Below are 17,874 nucleotides of genomic sequence, written 5' to 3' on the forward strand. Positions count from 1 at the left end.
TTATTTATTCCGAATCGATGTCTTTTAGTTCGTTTTCGATCGCCTTCGCGTTTGGATTATCTTCCGGCTTCAGCTTACCGCCGTTGGCAATAAAGTCATGGTTCTGGAAGTACGCTTCACGTACCATAATGTACGGGTCAGAAGACTGGCGCAGCAGACCATCAGAGTCGAGCAGTTGCGCGCGGGTTTCAATCCCTTCCACCGTCCATTTACCCACCGACAGCGGCCAGGTCAGCCACGACAGAACCGGATACAGCGTATCGACCATATCACCGCCGTCATCACGCACGGTGAAGCTGCCATAGAACGGCAGATGAACGTAAGGGCCGTAACCAACGCCATAATGCCCCAGCGTACTACCGAAACGGTGCGGCTGTTCACGCTGCAGTTTCGGGTTAGCCATACCTGCAACATCAATAAAGCCCCCCATCCCCAGAATGGAGTTCAGGAAGAAGCGGGTAAAGTGGACCATCCCCTGATACGGGTCGCCCTGCAGGAAGTAGTTCACCATTACCGCAGGTTCTTCAAGGTTGCTGGTAAAGTTGCTTAATCCGTTACGCGCGGGTTGTGGAACATAATCGCGCCATGCTACTGCCACCGGACGAACCACATACGGGTCCAGTACGTTGTAGTTGAAGCTATACATTGAGCGGTTAAATCCTTCGAGAGGATCGGAGCGTCCCGTTTGCTCACCGGAGCTGGCGCAGCCCACAAGCATCGTCGCGCCAAGCGCAAGCGCCGACAGCCGAAGTTTCATAAATATCTCCCTGTTCAGTATGGCTATCGTTGATTGCCATCCGTAACGGAGCCGTTGACGCTCCGTCTGTAAACGTGCAAGCGATTGTAACAGCACGTTTACCGATGTCTATGAGCACAATTACGGGCAGTAACCACCGTGACTCTGATCTCAGCATAGCCTGGCTTTTGGAATTCGTTTCGCTGCCAATTTTATAATGACTTTGAAAGAGATGTATCACCTTTGTTGTCATTCCCGCCAATTTAAGAGCATCCCCACAGGCATCCCGATAAAAGCCGCTACGCTTAACAGAAAGTTCAACCTCCGGGAGCAAATATGAAAGACGTGGGCGAAGAAAAAATTGGCGAGAACAGTGAGGATATTGAAATTGAAAGCGAGGAGAAAGCACGCGGCGAGAAGATAGAAATTGATGAAGATCGCCTCCCCTCCCGCGCGATGGCCATCCACGAGCATATCCGCCAGGATGGCGAAAAGGAGATGGAGCGCGATGCGATGGCTCTCTTCTGGTCAGCCATCGCTGCCGGGCTATCAATGGGCGCTTCACTACTCGCAAAAGGGATATTTCATGTGCAGCTGGAAGGCGTACCCGGCGGATTTTTACTGGAGAACCTCGGCTATACCTTCGGCTTTATTATTGTCATCATGGCCCGCCAGCAGCTGTTTACCGAAAACACGGTGACCGCCGTGCTGCCGGTGATGCAAAACCCCACCCTCGGTAATTTTGGTTTATTGATGCGTCTGTGGAGCGTGGTCCTGCTGGGTAATATTATCGGCACGGGCATCGCGGCATGGGCGTTTGAATATATGCCGATCTTTGATGAACCCACCCGGGATGCGTTTGTGAAAATTGGCATGGACGTGATGAAAAACACGCCGATAGAAATGTTCTCAAATGCCATCATCTCCGGCTGGATTATCGCCACGATGGTGTGGATGTTTCCTTCAGCGGGGAGCGCCAAAATTGTGGTAATTATATTGATGACCTGGCTGATTGCGCTGGCGGACACCACGCATATTGTGGTCGGTAGCGTGGAAATCCTCTATCTGGTCTTTAACGGTACGCTTCACTGGAGCGATTTTTTCTGGCCGTTCGCCCTTCCGACGCTGGCGGGAAACATCTGCGGTGGAACGTTTATCTTCGCGCTGTTAAGCCATGCCCAAATCCGCAACGACATGTCGAACAAACGCAAAGCTGAGCTTAAGGCTCGGGAAAATGATGATAAATCGACAAAAAAATCGACCTGAATGGTGACTCTTTGAGCAGTCAGGCGGCAATGCGCTTAACCCAAAGTGTAAATAGAGCTATACTCGTGCCGCCTCGTCCCCTTAGTTAAATGGATATAACGAGCCCCTCCTAAGGGCTAGTTGCAGGTTCGATTCCTGCAGGGGACACTTCGACCTCCAAGCTTTTTCCAGCATATTCACCTGTCAACTGCCAGAATTGAAGAACCCTGTTTTATTAAAACATACCGTGCTGCCAGTTGTTTAAGATGCAGTTCCAGTTGGGTCTTCTCAGCTTCAGGAAGCGCAGTTCCGGCAGGATACTGCGACAGGCGTCTGAGCTGCTCTTCAGCCGGTATCGCCTGGTTAAATGACTGTATAGTTGAAAAAACCACGGATTTAAGCTCGCTCACCGTTATATATTTTCCTTTTGGCTCATCCAGACTACTTAGCCGATTACTCAGTTGCTGCAGCTTCATCATTCCCTGATACCAGCTGTTCATTGCGTCGACAGGCAACGCAGCCGCGTTAAATTTCTGCTGCCACTGCATGGTGAGCGTTTTCGCCTCATCCGGCCGCAATGTCTGGAGTTGTGCTAACAGCTGAAGACTGTAGGAGATATTCCAGTCAGGAGGCAGTTTATCCAGTCGGGCAAGCTGCTGCTGTGTGTCTGAGATAAACGTTGCCGGTAAAGCACCTCGCTGTATTAACGCGTCTTGCTGAACAGGCGTAAGCACTTCAGGTAACGGCGCCAGCGAGGCAAAAGCCTGAGTCGTTAAGGGATCGGGCCTGGAGAGAAAGCCCCCTCCCCATGCTACGGCGACGCATACCACCAGCGTAGAACCCATCCCGGCGACAAAGGGTTTCCAGTAACTGACAAGTGCGGCAGTGGTGCTACGCTCCTCTACATTCGGCTCATTTTCCTGCTGCACAACATATACCCATTTCACCTCTTCGATCGGTTCAGCCCTCTCAAGAGAAGATTCGATAACGGGCTTCATGGCCACATTCAAACCTGATGCGCTATTACTTTTTTCCAGCCTTGCAGCACTTGAATGTATCAACGTTCGTAAGGTATCGAACTGGCTGAGGTGTTTGAGCTCAAGGCGCTGGAGCGCCGCCCCCAGACCGGTTAGCAATTCTTCAGCGCTATAAAGCTCGCTAAGATTACCGTCGTTAAATGGAAGCATACGCATGTGCTGCTGCAGACGCTGGCTCAGGCTGCTCAGGATTTCCATACGAACCTGTAACGACTGCGGCCAGAGAACATCCCACTGGCGGCTAATCAAGGCCTCCAGGATCGCCAGCCCTTCATTCATGCCAGCTAATCCAGACCGCTGCGAACGGGCAAGGGTGTACCAGGCCGCAGTCTGCAACTCCACACCGTTTTGTTCAAATAGAGAGAGACTGAGTCTTTCGACATATTGCCAGTTCACATCCGGGCGAGCAGGGTGCGTCAGCTTGCTGAGTTCATCGCGGAGGGCGGCGTAATCTGGCAGCGTGCGCGGGTCGCCGCCGGTTTTTAGCGTTATATGTGTGGTCATCCTGGAGGGCCTGCATATCGGTGTGGTGAATTTCGTCAGTTGATCTGTAAGGCTATTTGGCGATTAAAAATGCAATGACTCATAAAAGGAATAAATGTTATCGCTATGGCAGCAGCGCTAAAATTAGACCGTAAAAAATACCTTCATCAAATAGTTGTCCTGACCGGGATGAGGTATCAGGGGGAGTAAAGAACCAGCCATTTACGTTCCCCACCCGCATGAACAGGCGTCCTTGAGAAATCACCTTGTCTCCGGAGCAGAAAGTTACCTCGACACAACCTGCGACGCCCTGTCCATACAGAAAGATTGGCATAAATTTGACCGCCCGGCTGTCATAGTGCAAAACGATACCGGAGATCTCGAAAGCCCCGCCCTCAACCAGAAGATCCAGAACGGATACCGTCAGTGGCTTTACATTCAATCCGGTACCTGTCAGCCACTCATCCATCTGTGTCTGAAGTTGCTCCACTCTCAGGCGAAACTCTGCAATATCAGCCTGACTCTTACTGCCAGGAGAAGCCGGAACGGGTTGTCTGTCCTGAAGCTTCTTCAGGAACTGTGATTTTACGGACATGGTGTTATCAGACCTTATATACGGGTTGTTGTGTCGAGATACTGCTGTTGCCTGAGATGCCGCAACAGAACCCGTCCTTCGGGCATAAACTCAGTGCCGTAGCGCACCAGACCAATCCCTTTAAGTTCGGCGTCAATCGCATAGCGCAACTCGCCGGGTACGTTCTGCTCCAGCAGAACAACGTCTATCTTTTTCAGGCGCGGCTCATATTTGAGCAGGGCGGCAGACAATGTGCCCATAAGCTCATGGGCCGTTCCCGGCATGCCCTGCAGAATTTTGGTCGTATCGGGTAGCCCGTAGTCAGGCAGATGCGCCAGCGTGCCGGCGCGACAGTTGAGAACGCGCTGCATGTTATCGAGTACCGAGAGGATGACCTGATTCTGATCGCTCACCTGATGCAGGTCGAGGCCGCCGGTGAAGTTGCCATAAAGTGTTTCATACAATGAAGGACGAGATGACTCACTCATTTTTCAGCGCCTTCAGGGTCAGGCGGTTATTGCCCGCTTCGATGACGCGCGCCCTATCCGGATCAAGGTCATCGCGGCTCAGTACGACACGCCAGGTGTTGTTTTCCTGATCTGGTGACATAAACATCCCGGCCACCGCCACGTACTGCGCACTTTCCTCCATCGGCATATCAACCGGTACCGCCCCGCCCGGCTGCAGGCGGATATCTTTCTCCGCTACCAGGTCTGCTTTAATGGCCTGACTGTCAGCCTTAAACAGTGACGGATAGTCCGTGCTGTCGAAGGTTTTGCGGTCTTTAAGCTGGTAAATACGTACCACCGTCGACAGTGCCACACCACCAGCATTGCTGTTGACGGCCTCACGGGCGCGGATATCAAGGTGGAGGGTTTTTACCTGTTTGTAAAAAATCGATTTAGTCACGGCAACGGTGTCGTCTGTCACTTTTTGAGTCAGCCCACAGCCAGCCAGCATCAGTGTGATACCGGCGGCCAGCGCAATCAGAGGAAATTTACCAGCGGTAATCGCCATCTTCATCGGTCTCCCTGCGGTGAATATTTTCCTGTACCCGCTCATAGCGGCCCAGATTAATGGTGATCGTTTTGGGGTTTGATGCGGTCTTAGCCGCATTCAGCGGTCGCATCATGGCAGTGCGGCCCAGCTGCACCGCACCGGCGTTAGGTTTACTGCTCATGGTCGCGTCAGGCAGCAGAGTTCGGTCGACGCACAGCTGCAGGCGGACATCGAGTCGTGCCCCAAGATACACATGCAGCAGCGCCATCAGGTCCGTGCGAAGCTCCCCACCCGGTAACCAGCCCTGCACTTCTGCCGGGTCAGTGGTGGTGAGATGCATCAGCACCTGACTGTTTACGTCGGTGGCATAGCTGCCCATCACCGGACGGTTTGTCAGGGTGACGGGCTGACTGACGCTCATGGTCAGGAGCTTCTTCAGCGGCACACGGCGTTTGTCGTGGTGCCAGACTTTCGCCTGCGTGTTGGGTGCCAGCAGGCGCACCAGCGAGGCCATGCCTTCCGCGGTACGCCCCGGCAGCAACATGACCGGCAGTAGTGCCAGAAAGCGCGAAGCCGGGGTCGCGATATTGTCCGTGCAGCCGTTAATCCCGAGCCCGGCCAGCCCCAGAAGATACTGCGAGGTGTTGTCCTTACCGCCTTCCTCAAAGGTTGCCGGGTAGGAATATTTACGCCAGATGCGGTAGTACTGTGCTATCAGCCGGTGGTTGAAGATATCGAGGAAATCCGCAGTGGCCTCATACCCTTCCCGTCGCTGGGTAATGTCATCGATATAGTGCGTCGGCAGCGGGGACTCCACGCCGTAGAGCCCCATAAAGGTGATACGTACCGTCGGCGAAAGATGCGAGTACTCAGCAGCTTCGAATGACCTGATTTCTGAAGCCGGGAAGCCCATCCCCGGGTGCGGTCGAAAACGTACCGGCTCATGACGTACCTGCCAGGTGCTGCCCGTAACCGGTTTGTCCGGCTGGCTCTGCTCCAGCAACTGACAGAAGCGGTAAAAGTTGATAAATGGCAGCCGGTCACCCAGCCGCTCCATCAGCCAGGCAGGCGCGGACTGTGATTCTCTTTCCACCGGATGCATTTTCCTTCTGGCTGAACGATGAGGGTAAGCTGGTTGAACTGGTTCATATCGGCATACAACGCAAAAAACCGGTTAAGCATTTCACCGAACAGATGAATATCGCCCTCACCGGTAAAACCATTGCTGTCGAGGGTCACTTCGATATCCAGGCCCCGTAGCAGGTAGCCCTGCTCAAAGCGCTGAAGACGATGATGCTCCACATGCTGAATCGCCTCAAGGCGCCGGGTGTTCAGTTCATCTTCCTGCCAGTTATAGAGTGCCAGCGTCCCGCGCAGCACTTCGGCGGTGCTCATCATGTTCAGGAATCCGGAGCCGAGGTGGCTTAATACCCGCCAGTGGAAACGGTCTTCCGCAGGCGGGTAAACCGGCAGCGTCGGCTTACAGAGGTTTCTTACCGACAGCGGCGTCTGTACCACCTGCTCACAGCGATCCAGCAGCGTACTCTGTAATGCCCGGCGCGGTAACTGACCGTTGGTACCGGTGATTTGCAGTGACACGGCTTCGCGCTCAAACAGGCGGTCATCTTCCCACTGGTGCCCGCCGAGGATAAGCCAGGTGTCATATAGCCCGGTGACACCGCGCTTAACGCGGGTGTGGTAATAGCGGGGCGGCGCATGACGGCGCATCATTCCCCCCTTGTGGCGGAAGCTGCTGAACGGCACGTACTCCGCATCGCTGGTACGGTTGGAGCCGGTAACAGAATCCACCGAGTAAATCTCCGTGTGCCCGTCCTGCAGTCGCTTAGGCCGAAGCAGGTACTCACTTTCCAGTCCGGTGATGGTGAGCGGGTCAGCTTCCAGTGTGAACAGGTTAATCACCGGCACACAGTGCAGACGAACCGCGTCATCGGTGACCGGCAGCTCTGATGGCCACGGTGTGCTGAACACGACTTCGATGTCGAAATACTCCGCTCCGGCAGGCGGTGTAATGTCATCCAGGCCGTTGAGGTGGACAAACATAAACTTGTCACGGAAGGTGAAATACTCCAGCAACAGCTGGTAACCACTGAAGGCGGTATCGCCCTTAGGCCACAGGCTGTCTTCCTCCGCAAAACCACCCGGCGAGAAATACCCGTCGAGGCGAATACGGTCGGTCTGCCCGGGCAGACGCATATACAGGGCAGCCTGTCGTTTGGTCAGCATCAGATGCAGCTGGCTGCTGACCGGGGCATCCGCCCCGAGATACAAACTGAGGTGGCTGAGATCAGCATGGGACCAGTCCGCCTGCGTGCTGCAGGCAAAACGCATCCGCAGCAGCGAGCGCCCGTCCGGCTCAGTGGTCATGGTCACCCCAGAGATATTCAGCGGGTTGAGCATTACATCACGGGTGGTGCGGTAGCGACAGGTCGTGTTTTTCGGCCCCACCGGGCGGGAGTATACTTCCAGACCCGCGGGCATCACTTCCGCCATCTTAACAGTCTGAAGCGCAGGCGTGAACGCAACCACCGAGAGTGACGGAATGGTTCGCAGGTAGTGTGGCCAGAGCATACTGACCAGCCCTTCGGTGAGTTCCGGCAGGTCGTCGTCGATCTTCTCCCGTAGCCGTCCCATTGAGAAAGCAAAGCCTTCGAACAGCCGTTCAACATACGGATCGGGAGTCCCGGCTTTATCCAGGTCGAGCATCGCTGCACGATCGGGATGGGTCTGCGCGAACTCTTTTGCGGCTTCACGGAGGTAGCGCATTTCCGCGTCGTAATAACGCAGGGTCAAATCTTCCATTTATTTCTGTTCCTGTGGATTTAACCGCAAAGCACGGCGGCACGGGCAGGATCGACGGCAATCAGTCCGGCAAGTAACTGGTCCATTACCGGCGTAAGGCGGGCCTTATCAGCCTCACTGCGACCGGCTTTCAGGCGCAGGAGTTTCAGATGGCGGGCCTGAACCTCAAACAACAGCTCAGGCTCCCAGTCACTGAGGGTCACTTCACGGGCTCGCTCACCCAACTCGGCAAACAGGTGTACCGCCAGGTCATTTTTACCGTACTGCTCGGCAATGCGGCCCATCATCAGACGCAACAGCCACTTCTGACGATCGGTGGTCATACCCGGCCGGGTCTGCAACCAGCCCAGCGCGACATCCGGCCCTTCACTGTCGGCCAGTGCCACAGCTTCGGGCTCCAGCGCCAGAATATCGTTGTTACCAGAGGTGACCGGGGCTGATGGTGTGTCATCCCCCCACCCACCGACGGTGTCCAGCACGCTCTGCTGGATCCAGTTCAGCGTCACTTCATCCGCAAACGGGGTACCGTCACTGAACGCCAGTGTCTCCAGCCCGGACAGTCGCGACAGCAGCCCTTTCAGGTCAGCCGCGACAATATCGGCCAGCGTCTGCTGGCCGGATTTCGTCAACGCCTGGTGGATGTACCACTGCAAATCCAGCCACAGGTGATTGGCTCCGCGGGAAAATGTGCTGTCGGCCGTTTCCAGCATTTCAGCCCAGTTCTGCTGCAGGTAGAGGCGTTTGAGTAACGCGCGTTGATCCGCCCTTGGGGGTTCGATACGGGTTTTCCCCTGCGCATCCGGGGCCGGGATAGCCCGCAGGGTGTCGTGACGCAGACTCTTCATCAGATGGTGTGCTGACAGCCAGCCATTTGGCTGCTCACGCAGGTATTCGGTAAGGGTGCGGGCCTGGGCCAGCAAATCCTGACCGGACGTGATGCGTCCGATTGACGGGGCATCACTGTGGCTGGCAGCCGAAGGGGTTTCGCTGGTACTGGCGTTCTGCGGCACCACCGCATCCACGCCTCCCGCTTTCTGCAAACGGCTTTCCAGCGCGCTGTACAGCGCATTGAGTTCGGGACGGGTTTCATCCAGCTCATTCTCAATAAGCTGTGATATCAGCAGCAGCGCACCAGTGGTTCGCATCGCATCGATCCTGACCACTTCCGGGTACAGTGAAAGTGAATCAGTCATGCGCGACCCGGCCAGCCATTCCAGTGCCGCTTTACGGCTGCGGTCACGCTGCGGGTGCAGCTGTGGTCCAAAGCGCTCCAGCAGACCAGCCAGCAACTCGAGTCCTTCGGCCAGCCCCTGCTCACCTTCGCGGTGTAGCTTCGCCCAGCAGTAGTACGTCGCCACACGGATATCTTTGGCGGTGGTGGTCAGCAGCTTCTCTGCCAGCCGGCAGATAAGTTCTGTATCCGCACCGGTGAGTTTGTTGACCTCTTCACGCATCTGCTGGAAGTCATCGTCATAGCCCGGGTCTTCGCCCGCGGACGATTGCCCGGACAGCGGCTGCAGCCAACTTTCCCACTGCGCCACACGTTCACGGGTGGCTGCAAGCAGAGGTTTCTGCTCTGTCTGGCAGGCACTGAGTAAGGCATTGAGCGTGCTCATCAGTAAACCTCCTCTGCATCACTGTTCGCACTGGCGACCTGGTCTGACGCTGCAACTCCGGTGGTGCTGAAGATAGTTTCTGGCAGGCGGAAGTTACGCAGTTTCAGCAGCGCCAGCGGACCCTCGCCGGCTTCGGTACGCAGGGTATAATTGAGCGAACGACCATCCTGTGCCTTCCAGTTCAGGCTGTAGCTGCTGCCCACGCCCTGATAAGCCCTGACCGCAGCCTTATCGAGCAGGCGTATCCAGCCCCAGGCACCCGGAATATCGGCGTACTGGCGGGTGCCCGCCTGCGTGCTAATCCAGCTCAGATTGGCACCAGGGGCCTCAGTATCCGCAGGCCAGGTGAACCGCTTCCACGCTGGCAACTGGTTCACATAAGTCAGCTTCTGGCTGTCGATAATCATGTCGGTCTGCATCACGCCATCGGCGGTGCCCGGGCGCAGTTCGAAGTTCATACCCGCATTGCCTTCGGTGAAGGCCACATCTGAGATATGACTCAGGGTGTTGATGGCGTTAAGGAACGCCGGGTTAAACGCAAGCCCCTGCGAGTTGATACTGTCCGGTACCCAGTGGTTACCCTCTTTGTGCAGCACACCTTTGAGACGGGTCTGCAGGAACTGGGCGATACGCCCGGAATCGGCGTTGAGGTATTTAGCCAGCAGCGGCAGGGAAACATCACTGCTGGAGCTATTGAACGGATAACGGCCACCAAAGGCACTGTTCCACTCAGCCACCACTGCCTGCTGCCACTGGGCATTGAGGCTGTCGGCCGCCGGGGTCAGCACCTGCTGCCAGGCCTGCTCCATCGGATTCACAAACACCGTACGCCCAAAACCGCTCCACTCCTGACCCAAACCGGCGGCAATCAGGCTGCCGTAGTCGCGGGTTTCGGTCAGGTCCACGGCTTTCCCCTGAAATACGGTCTGGGCAATGGTCTGAGTCATTGCCTGCGGGTCAGCAGCATTGGTCACCTGCTGCAGGCGCAGACGCACCTGCGTCACGCGGGTCAGATAGGACTGCAGACTCAGCGCCCGCACACCGGTGTTGCTTTTATCCATCAGCGCCAGCACCGGGCCAAAGGTCGCATCCAGCGGACCATGAACGCCGGCACTCTGGTCAATGGCATCCTTGTTATCACCGCCCAGCAGATTTTTCGCTGATTTCACCAGTGAATCCGAAATCGCCTCCCCGGTTTGTCCGGTACGCCCTTGTACGTTCAGGGTATTCATCAGCGCCACCAGAGGTGACTGACGCACGTCGGCCATCAGGGTCAACTGGTCAATGGAATCCGACAGAGTGGTCGCCCGGTTCCAGCGCAGGCTGTTCAGAAACTCCAGCCAGGATCCTCCAAAGTCAGCGAAGTAACGCTCCGTCAGACGCTTTTCCAGCGCTTCCGGCGAGGTCTCGTCCTGTTTATTCACCCGACGCTTGCTGTCTGTGAGCACCCAGTCGAGTTCGTCCCGGCGGGCCTTCACCACCTTCTCGATGGCGGGCTGAACGGCCTGCTCCCAGGCCTGGCGGGTAAACATGCCTGGTACAATTTCGGTGGTGCTGAACAGGCGGGCAGCATCGGTATCACCAGTCATATCTTCAAGACGCATATCGACATACAGGTGCGCCACCTGAGAGAGCATCTTCTGGTACAGGGTAGATTCACTGTTACGCACGCCCATCAGGCGAACCAGAAGCGAACGCGCCTGGCTGACCATGCCCTCATCAGGACGGAGCTTCCACTCCGGATGCGTGACCAGCTGCGCGCCATAGAACGTCAGCAGTGACGGAGCCACACCCTGCCAGACGGCGTCTTTCACACCATCACGCTTTGGCCAGTCGTGCAGCAGCGCAGAACTGAACCAGGCGGCGTCCATGTGTTCCGGACGCGCCAGCATCAGGTAGAGCTTGAGCTGCTCCCAGGTGGTTTTTGCCATCTGCTCACGCAGTGGGCTGTCCGGAGGCAGCGCGTTAAAGGCACTGACCTGCTTCTGCAGATGGTCTGCAGCCGCATCCCGCAATAGCGGTAACGCGCTGTCCTGATAGCGTGGCCAGAGTGCGGCCAGCAGGGCGTTATTCTGACTCAGCCCGGCCTTTTCGTACCACGGTACGCCATGCTCAGAGCGGTACTGCAGACGGGCCAGCGTTTTCTGGAGTTCAGACAGCGCGTGCAGGCGCTGCTCCAGCGGCTGATTCTGTTTGGCGGCAAGTGCGGCCTGGGCATTCGCACCAGCAATCTGGCTGCGGTTGGTGACATATGCGATGCTCATCCACATAGCCCAGCCCACCATCGCCAGGGCAGCGACTGACACAAACACTTTACGCCATGGAATGCCCGGCTTGCGCGGACGCAGCCCGGCAGGAAGTGTCCGGACTGATTCAGGCAGAACATCCCAGCGCTTATCCAAGCCCCAGTGGTGCGGCACGGCACGTTCTGCACCGGCTGAAGGCTGACTGAACACCACACCGGCCAGCGGCAGCGGGCGATACGGATTGAGCATCACCGACAGCGGTGCGGTCACGCTTTCCGGCTCACGAATCAACTGGTCAGCAAGCGTCAGCAGGAAGTTGTGTTTCACCTCGCCGCAGGTCTGCTGCAGGCCCAGTGAGGTCAGATCTGGCGTCAGGGCGGAGAGTTGCTCTGCCAGCCCTTTGGTACGACAACCGGCAGGCAACAGACAGCCGGTCGCCTGTACAACCCGTCCTTCCGGCTTACCAGCTCGCGGGTGCAGGGACCAGACATACAGCGGGATCTGCCAGCCAAGCGCTTCCATACGTGCGCTGATGGCGTGAGACAGGGAATCCATGGTGCTTTCAGACGGCACCGGCAGCGGCTGCTCCAGCCCTGGTGCTGAGAGCTGGTCAAAGGCCGAGGTGACCCATACCGTGCCATCCACCGGACGACGGCGAAGTTTGCGCAGCGCGGTCAGCCAGGCGCTGTCTGCAGGTGTATTGAGGTCACCCCCCCACAGCAACAGCGTGCCTCGGTCTTCCTGCCAGAGCTGAACCGTAAGACCCGGAGTCAGTTGCTCCACTTCAGAGGCGATGCCAGTGACCAGCAGAATGCGTGTTTTGCGGCCCCAACGCCGACCGTAGAGGTTACGCATGGCGTCACGGATAGTATCAACGGTGACATTGCGTGGCGGAGTCCGGGCAACTCTTGATTCATCAGAAGGCAAAGCATTGTTCTTTTGTTCCCGCCAGCGGTGATACTTTTCCCGCATGAACCGGAACATAAACGGCGTATAGAAAACAATCAGCAAGACTATCCATACAGCAACAAATGCAAGCACTTGCTTCAGCCGGGTATCAAGGCCATGCGAGGGGCCGAAATGAAGGATCACGGCCACTATAATCGCTGAGATGCAGGCTATTATGCCGGCAAGCCCCCCTCTGCTCCATGTACTACCCGGCATCATTATTTCCACTCCCTGAGGTAACAGTACTGACAAAACGATCAGTACCTGAGGTAAACAGCCCTAAAACAGGTTTGTTGCTGACAGACACGATGTCGGCCAGTAATGTGGCTAAAAGCCATGCACTGCCAGCCCCTGGAATACCGTTATATTTTTCCAGTACATCAATTTCCTGTGGCACCCACGGTGTCAGATGTGATTGAGACGCGGTCATTAACTCAGCAAACCCGTCATTCCAGTGCCCGCAGTCACAAAACACCTTTGACGTCTGACAGGCGATCGTTTGTGTTTCGAGGAACAAACCCATATCAACCCTGAAATTTGCCATGTCCAGCGGCATCGGTCGCAATATGCGGGCAGAGTGAGGAAGCTGATATTTTTCAGCAACATCATCGCTGGTCAGTATCAGCGACGCTAGTGCATCGGAATATTGTTCAGCAGCCTGACTCTGCAAAATCAGGATAAGATCGATATCGAGAACGGGGTTTTTAAGGCGATCTTCGATCCAGGTAAAAGAGAGGGTTTTACAAAACGAAACCGAACCTGTTAGCGCACGCCCCGGGTAAGTTCTTCCCCATGATTCGCGAAACCGGGTCTCAAAGTCTGGCGAATTCATGTCGGTTATAATGGTGACGTTGAATGGTACCGTCGCAGGCAACATCGCGATTGCGTCTTGTACACCGGCCAGCCCCAGTTCAAGCAAGGAGGTGGACGTCGTCGATTTCGGATCAAAATGGCTGGTCAGTGAAAGAAATTGCGGCGCACCAGCAGCATCTGATTTAGCAATGGCGTCAGAAGTCACTCCGGAAGGTAGCAGTATGCTGCTTCCGAGTACGGCCAGATAACGTCCAGCCCAGGCTTCCCACTGTTGCTGTCCGTATTCAGCTTCCTTCTGCAAAAACTGATGTTCATTGACTGTTCTGCCCCACAGCCACCCCCGTAAACAAAACAGGAAAAACCAGCCATGAACAGGGCTGGATGCCAGCCACCAGATATTGAATTCAGCCAGAGCCTTAACCATGCCTGACGCATGCAGGATAAACAGCAAAATACCCACAACCGCGGCAACAACACCAGCCAAGAGCCATCCCATAAAAGATGGCTCAGGAGGCAACTCCATTGTTGTTGCTTTCGTCCTTTCCCAGCCCATTGATTATCCTACTGTGCTGTTCTGAGCACTTGAAATTACAGTACAACCGCACTGACATTTGCAGCCATCGACGACAACAGCGCGATCGTTAAATGTCCGGTGCGGTGATCCTTCCACGATAGGATTAGTTCCATGCCCTTCTACCGGGCAACTAACCATATCACCAACTAATGCGGCTTTTTTTCCGTCGACAGTAATATTGGAAGAGGCGGAGATCACTTTTCCGCCGTGAGAGGTTTTGTCACCAAGCAAAACTAAGCCTTTTGTCATGTTTAATCCTTCAGTCTGCTTACGTCAGGGTGAGTTGATCCATCAGATACAACTGAGCCATCAGGGTAGACAATTTTGTAAAACTCTCCGACTTTATGCTCTTTTGGTGCAATCATTTTAACCAACTTAGATTCATCAAGAGTTGGCATGAATTTTATCTGAATGCTTTTGGCAGAGGAAATCATCTTTATTTGCATAAAGTCTTTCTCACCAAATAAATTCAACATATCATTTGTGCTGATGCGCTTATTACTTTGTATCAAGGGGTAATACGAAGGTGATAAAACGAGCTCAGAATCTTGAATCACCTTAAATAGGCCATTTTTTGTTGCATTGTCATCAAACGCGATTGTTGCACCAACAGCAGTTCCCGGTACTAAACCATTCCCGAGATGAGTAGCATCAGTATATTCAATACCAAAATTGAACTCACTCAGTTTCCAGTTACACTTACCGCCGCCATCTTTAGCTATTTTTGCAATCCATACATCGGATGAGTTCTTTTCCTGAAGAGGTATTTTTATTGGATTAAGCCCTACCTTCTCATAATGCTTTCCATCTCGCATATTCATCAACTCACGCTTGCACGTCGTTGATACGTATAACACTTCAAGAGGAAAAGGCTTTGTATACGAAGACGGGTTTTTTATTTCAATATTAACCCAATCAGTATTCGATGGTGGTGACAATGTTCTGTCAGTTGCCTGAGCGCATCCATTTAGCAATAAAACAAACTGGAGCAAGACGAATGAATTTAATCTCTTATACATTTTCCATGTCCTCTTCACCATAATGACCAAATCTTTTAATAGCATCAGAACCGGATGCTGCTGAGATTAATCCTTCAACCTGTTTACATCAGGGTGAGTTGATCCATCAGACACAACCGTGCCATCAGGGTAGATAATTTTATAGTTTACCCCAACTTTTTGTTCTGTTGGAGCAATCATCCTGACGACTTTAGACTCATCAATTGTCGGTTCGAATTTAATTTGAACATTTTTTTCTGAAGATACTATCTTTTTCAGTAAAAAATCATCCTGACCAAATAAATTCAACGTATCATTCACACTTATATCTTTATTACTATCTATCAAAGGGTAGTACATGGGAGATAAAAAAAGCTCGGAACCTGTAAACACCTTAAATCGACCATTTTTTGTTGCATTGTCATCAAACGCAATTGTTGCACCAACTGCAGTTCCCGGAACTAACCCCTTCCCGAGGTGAGTAGCATCAATATATTCAATACCCAAATTGAATTCACTCAGTTTCCAGTTACACTTACCGCCGCCATCTTTTGCAATTTTTGCAATCCATACACCGGATGAGTCCTTTTCCTGAAGCGGTATTTTTATTGGATTGAGTCCCACTTTCTCATAATGTTGACCATCTCGCATACTCATCAACTCACGCTTGCACGTTGTTGATACATACAACACTTCAAGAGGAAAAGGCTTTGTATACGCAGAAGGATTTTTAATCTCAATACTAACCCAGCCAGTATTTAGTGGTGGTGATAATGTTCTGTCAGTTGCTTGAGCGCATCCATTTAGCAATAAAGCAAACTGGATCAAGACGAATGAATTTAATCTCTTATACATTTTCTATGTCCTCTTCACCATAATGGCCAAATCTTTTAAGAGCATCGGAACCGGATGCGGCAGAGATGGTTGAGCTAAGCGAATTTTTTAGCAAATCCTCGAGCGAAAGAAACTTTTTATTCCTGTCAAACTCATTCTTAGGGATTTCACCTGAATAGTGGTCCATTTGTAAATTAAAGGATGCTACTTTATCGGCATGCTCAGTGAAGATCTTTCCATCGCTTAGCCCTTTTTCATAAGCTAACCCTAACAATTTATTATTTATATAGGGTATATATGATGTCAGAAGATGATTTCCAACATTCGCAGGCATCCCTCTATTTGGATTCATGCCTTCGGGGAAAAATTCTTGAAGATCTTCCTTAGTAAGTGAAGCTTTAAATGCCTTTTGATCTTGCCCTGATTGCCTGGCTTCCTGAAGCGCCAGCGAAGGAACAAGATAAAGTTTAACCTTTTCAGGAAGCCTCGCCTGAATGGTCATGCAATTTCTTGGGTAAGGAAGTTCAATACTACATTGTTGCCACTTTCTACTTTGAGTTGTGGTTAAAAATGCGACCGTATTCCCATGGTGCCAAAAGCAGTCCCCCCACTCTACGACTTGCCAGGCAGTTAGCTCAACGACCGACCATAAAAAACCAAGCGTTGTTCCCAATGGCCCCCATAGTTTATATAACTGATTATCCAGATCAGCTTCAGGTGGAACTGATGGTACTGGGTCTTGATCATTTACATGCCGATAGTGGATAATACTTGATAATGCATCTACAGCATTTTTAGTGAACGTCCTTGGCATACCGTATGTGTAAAGAAGTGGGTTCCTATTTTTTAACCTAGCAGAATGAATTAATGCCAGCGCTCCTCCTAAGCTATGCCCACAAATGAATAACTCTTTACCCGGTATTATTCTCGTTAGTTCAGTAAGTTCCTTTTCAAATTTTCGTTCTATTAAGGTATAGCCTGCCCAAAAACCAGTATGCACCTTCCCAACAGGAACTAATGAAGTACATTCCGATTTGATATTGCAACTATCGGGCGCTACTGGTCTGAAAGAAGCATCCGTTATCCCATCAGTCAGACTGGCAGTCCCACGCCATGCTATGACTATTTTATTGTTGTTGTAGACATAATAAAGCTGCGTATCTCCTTCAGGATCATCAGCTTTGGTCGAATCAATATCTATTGGAAGAAAATACCTATCAGAATACGGCACATCAACAACTAAAGCATTAATAGTCGATTGACCAATCTTTCTGGATGGTATCGTCGACAGGTCCTGACATTTACTAATAAAATACTTAGTAATAATTTCTATATCATCATATGCCAAATCAGAGGCCAACCCTAAATTGATGGCATTGGCCATAGAGTAATCATTCTGGTGATGGAGCACTAGATCCCAGGCTCTGAATGGACAAATTTCGATCACATGGCGCTTTTCAAGTTCATTTGTTCTAACCTTAACGCCCTTAAATGAACTACTAATTGGAAAATGAAATAAGGGTAACTCTTCCTCATCCCTTAGCTGTAAATCAGGCTTTTCATGACATAATTCGCCCACGACGGCATAGTGCCATACATAACCAGTATCCTCGGTTTTTGGACGAACAATCGAATCTTTTATAGGATCCCTACCAACATGAAGAACGCGATTTTCCATTTCCTTTATCAGTTGATTACTGTCAAGTGTCAGTTTCAACTCAAGACCATGCGGCATATCAATATGGATAAGTCCATTAGCATCGCTTTGGCCTGAATGTGTGAAATCTTCAACCTGGCCTGATACAGGATGAGAGCTTTCAGCAGTCCATGGCATATTCGCCACAGGATCACCCTGCTCATCTACCAATTGAAATTCGACCCAGTAGGGCATTTGCTCGTCACATGGAGCATGGGGGTTTTTACGGCAGAGTGAGGATACAGCGGTAGTCAT

General features: G+C 52.7%; 15 protein-coding genes and 1 tRNA gene. 2 read left to right on the forward strand and 14 right to left on the reverse strand.

Annotated features, from left to right (window positions below; genetic code table 11):
• Window positions 1-4: 4 nt before the first annotated feature.
• Window positions 5-757, reverse strand: a complete 753-nt coding sequence (mlaA, locus tag V1566_RS19140; protein WP_028013975.1) for a phospholipid-binding lipoprotein MlaA — start codon at window positions 755-757, stop codon at window positions 5-7.
• A 315-nt stretch (window positions 758-1,072) separates the two neighbouring features.
• Here mlaA and V1566_RS19145 point away from each other — a divergent pair, with 315 nt between their 5' ends.
• Window positions 1,073-2,002 (forward strand): formate/nitrite transporter family protein, encoded by a 930-nt coding sequence (locus tag V1566_RS19145; RefSeq protein ID WP_395304335.1) that lies wholly within the window; start codon window positions 1,073-1,075, stop codon window positions 2,000-2,002.
• Between the two features lie 75 nt (window positions 2,003-2,077).
• Window positions 2,078-2,149 (forward strand) — tRNA-Arg (locus tag V1566_RS19150).
• 29 nt (window positions 2,150-2,178) lie between these two features.
• On the opposite strand, the gene V1566_RS19155 is transcribed toward V1566_RS19150, so the two are convergent.
• The 13 genes from V1566_RS19155 to V1566_RS19215 form a co-directional block, all read right to left on the reverse strand.
• Window positions 2,179-3,522, reverse strand: a complete 1,344-nt coding sequence (locus V1566_RS19155; protein ID WP_395304336.1) for a VasL domain-containing protein — start codon at window positions 3,520-3,522, stop codon at window positions 2,179-2,181.
• A gap of 103 nt (window positions 3,523-3,625) precedes the next feature.
• A complete protein-coding gene (locus V1566_RS19160) occupies window positions 3,626-4,096 on the reverse strand; it encodes a hypothetical protein (protein WP_395304337.1) in 471 nt (156 codons plus the stop codon).
• Window positions 4,097-4,110: 14 nt separating this feature from the next.
• Window positions 4,111-4,563: a type VI secretion system baseplate subunit TssE gene (gene tssE / locus V1566_RS19165; protein ID WP_395304338.1), complete on the reverse strand. Its 453-nt coding sequence runs from the start codon at window positions 4,561-4,563 to the stop codon at window positions 4,111-4,113.
• Window positions 4,556-5,092: a type VI secretion system lipoprotein TssJ gene (gene tssJ / locus V1566_RS19170; protein WP_395304339.1), complete on the reverse strand. Its 537-nt coding sequence runs from the start codon at window positions 5,090-5,092 to the stop codon at window positions 4,556-4,558. Before tssJ ends, tssE begins: the two co-directional genes overlap by 8 nt.
• Window positions 5,073-6,176 (reverse strand): type VI secretion system baseplate subunit TssG, encoded by a 1,104-nt coding sequence (tssG, locus tag V1566_RS19175; RefSeq protein WP_395304340.1) that lies wholly within the window; start codon window positions 6,174-6,176, stop codon window positions 5,073-5,075. Before tssG ends, tssJ begins: the two co-directional genes overlap by 20 nt.
• The gene (gene tssF, locus V1566_RS19180; RefSeq protein ID WP_395304341.1) at window positions 6,131-7,894 is read right to left on the reverse strand and encodes a type VI secretion system baseplate subunit TssF; all 1,764 of its coding nucleotides are present in this window, start codon (window positions 7,892-7,894) and stop codon (window positions 6,131-6,133) included. The genes tssG and tssF overlap by 46 nt, the downstream gene beginning before the upstream one ends.
• 20 nt (window positions 7,895-7,914) lie before the next feature.
• Entirely contained in the window at window positions 7,915-9,510 is a 1,596-nt protein-coding gene (gene tssA / locus V1566_RS19185) for a type VI secretion system protein TssA (protein ID WP_395304342.1), read from the reverse strand.
• Window positions 9,510-12,923 carry an ImcF-related family protein gene (locus V1566_RS19190; protein WP_395304343.1) on the reverse strand — a complete coding sequence of 1,138 codons (3,414 nt, stop codon included), beginning with the start codon at window positions 12,921-12,923 and terminating at the stop codon, window positions 9,510-9,512. Before V1566_RS19190 ends, tssA begins: the two co-directional genes overlap by 1 nt.
• Window positions 12,910-14,070 carry a hypothetical protein gene (locus V1566_RS19195; protein ID WP_395304344.1) on the reverse strand — a complete coding sequence of 387 codons (1,161 nt, stop codon included), beginning with the start codon at window positions 14,068-14,070 and terminating at the stop codon, window positions 12,910-12,912. Before V1566_RS19195 ends, V1566_RS19190 begins: the two co-directional genes overlap by 14 nt.
• Window positions 14,071-14,073: 3 nt before the next feature.
• Complete coding sequence (locus tag V1566_RS19200; protein ID WP_143346648.1) at window positions 14,074-14,340, reverse strand: PAAR domain-containing protein; 267 nt, start codon at window positions 14,338-14,340, stop codon at window positions 14,074-14,076.
• Between the two features lie 2 nt (window positions 14,341-14,342).
• Window positions 14,343-15,110 (reverse strand): hypothetical protein, encoded by a 768-nt coding sequence (locus V1566_RS19205; RefSeq protein WP_395304345.1) that lies wholly within the window; start codon window positions 15,108-15,110, stop codon window positions 14,343-14,345.
• A gap of 66 nt (window positions 15,111-15,176) precedes the next feature.
• Entirely contained in the window at window positions 15,177-15,944 is a 768-nt protein-coding gene (locus tag V1566_RS19210; protein ID WP_395304346.1) for a hypothetical protein, read from the reverse strand.
• The gene (locus V1566_RS19215) at window positions 15,937-17,874 is read right to left on the reverse strand and encodes a lipase family protein (protein ID WP_395304347.1); all 1,938 of its coding nucleotides are present in this window, start codon (window positions 17,872-17,874) and stop codon (window positions 15,937-15,939) included. The genes V1566_RS19210 and V1566_RS19215 overlap by 8 nt, the downstream gene beginning before the upstream one ends.

It is taken from the genome of Enterobacter sp. ECC-019 (assembly GCF_043974075.1).
GTDB classification, from domain to species: Bacteria; Pseudomonadota; Gammaproteobacteria; order Enterobacterales; family Enterobacteriaceae; genus Enterobacter; species Enterobacter asburiae_D.

Coding starts and splice junctions, on each gene's coding strand:
- mlaA (WP_028013975.1), bottom strand. CDS start 757: ATGAAACTTCGGCTGTCGGCGCTTGCGCTTGGCGCGACGATGCTTGTG.
- V1566_RS19145 (WP_395304335.1), top strand. CDS start 1,073: ATGAAAGACGTGGGCGAAGAAAAAATTGGCGAGAACAGTGAGGATATT.
- V1566_RS19155 (WP_395304336.1), bottom strand. CDS start 3,522: ATGACCACACATATAACGCTAAAAACCGGCGGCGACCCGCGCACGCTG.
- V1566_RS19160 (WP_395304337.1), bottom strand. CDS start 4,096: ATGTCCGTAAAATCACAGTTCCTGAAGAAGCTTCAGGACAGACAACCC.
- tssE (WP_395304338.1), bottom strand. CDS start 4,563: ATGAGTGAGTCATCTCGTCCTTCATTGTATGAAACACTTTATGGCAAC.
- tssJ (WP_395304339.1), bottom strand. CDS start 5,092: ATGGCGATTACCGCTGGTAAATTTCCTCTGATTGCGCTGGCCGCCGGT.
- tssG (WP_395304340.1), bottom strand. CDS start 6,176: ATGCATCCGGTGGAAAGAGAATCACAGTCCGCGCCTGCCTGGCTGATG.
- tssF (WP_395304341.1), bottom strand. CDS start 7,894: ATGGAAGATTTGACCCTGCGTTATTACGACGCGGAAATGCGCTACCTC.
- tssA (WP_395304342.1), bottom strand. CDS start 9,510: ATGAGCACGCTCAATGCCTTACTCAGTGCCTGCCAGACAGAGCAGAAA.
- V1566_RS19190 (WP_395304343.1), bottom strand. CDS start 12,923: ATGATGCCGGGTAGTACATGGAGCAGAGGGGGGCTTGCCGGCATAATA.
- V1566_RS19195 (WP_395304344.1), bottom strand. CDS start 14,070: ATGGGCTGGGAAAGGACGAAAGCAACAACAATGGAGTTGCCTCCTGAG.
- V1566_RS19200 (WP_143346648.1), bottom strand. CDS start 14,340: ATGACAAAAGGCTTAGTTTTGCTTGGTGACAAAACCTCTCACGGCGGA.
- V1566_RS19205 (WP_395304345.1), bottom strand. CDS start 15,110: ATGTATAAGAGATTAAATTCATTCGTCTTGCTCCAGTTTGTTTTATTG.
- V1566_RS19210 (WP_395304346.1), bottom strand. CDS start 15,944: ATGTATAAGAGATTAAATTCATTCGTCTTGATCCAGTTTGCTTTATTG.
- V1566_RS19215 (WP_395304347.1), bottom strand. CDS start 17,874: ATGACTACCGCTGTATCCTCACTCTGCCGTAAAAACCCCCATGCTCCA.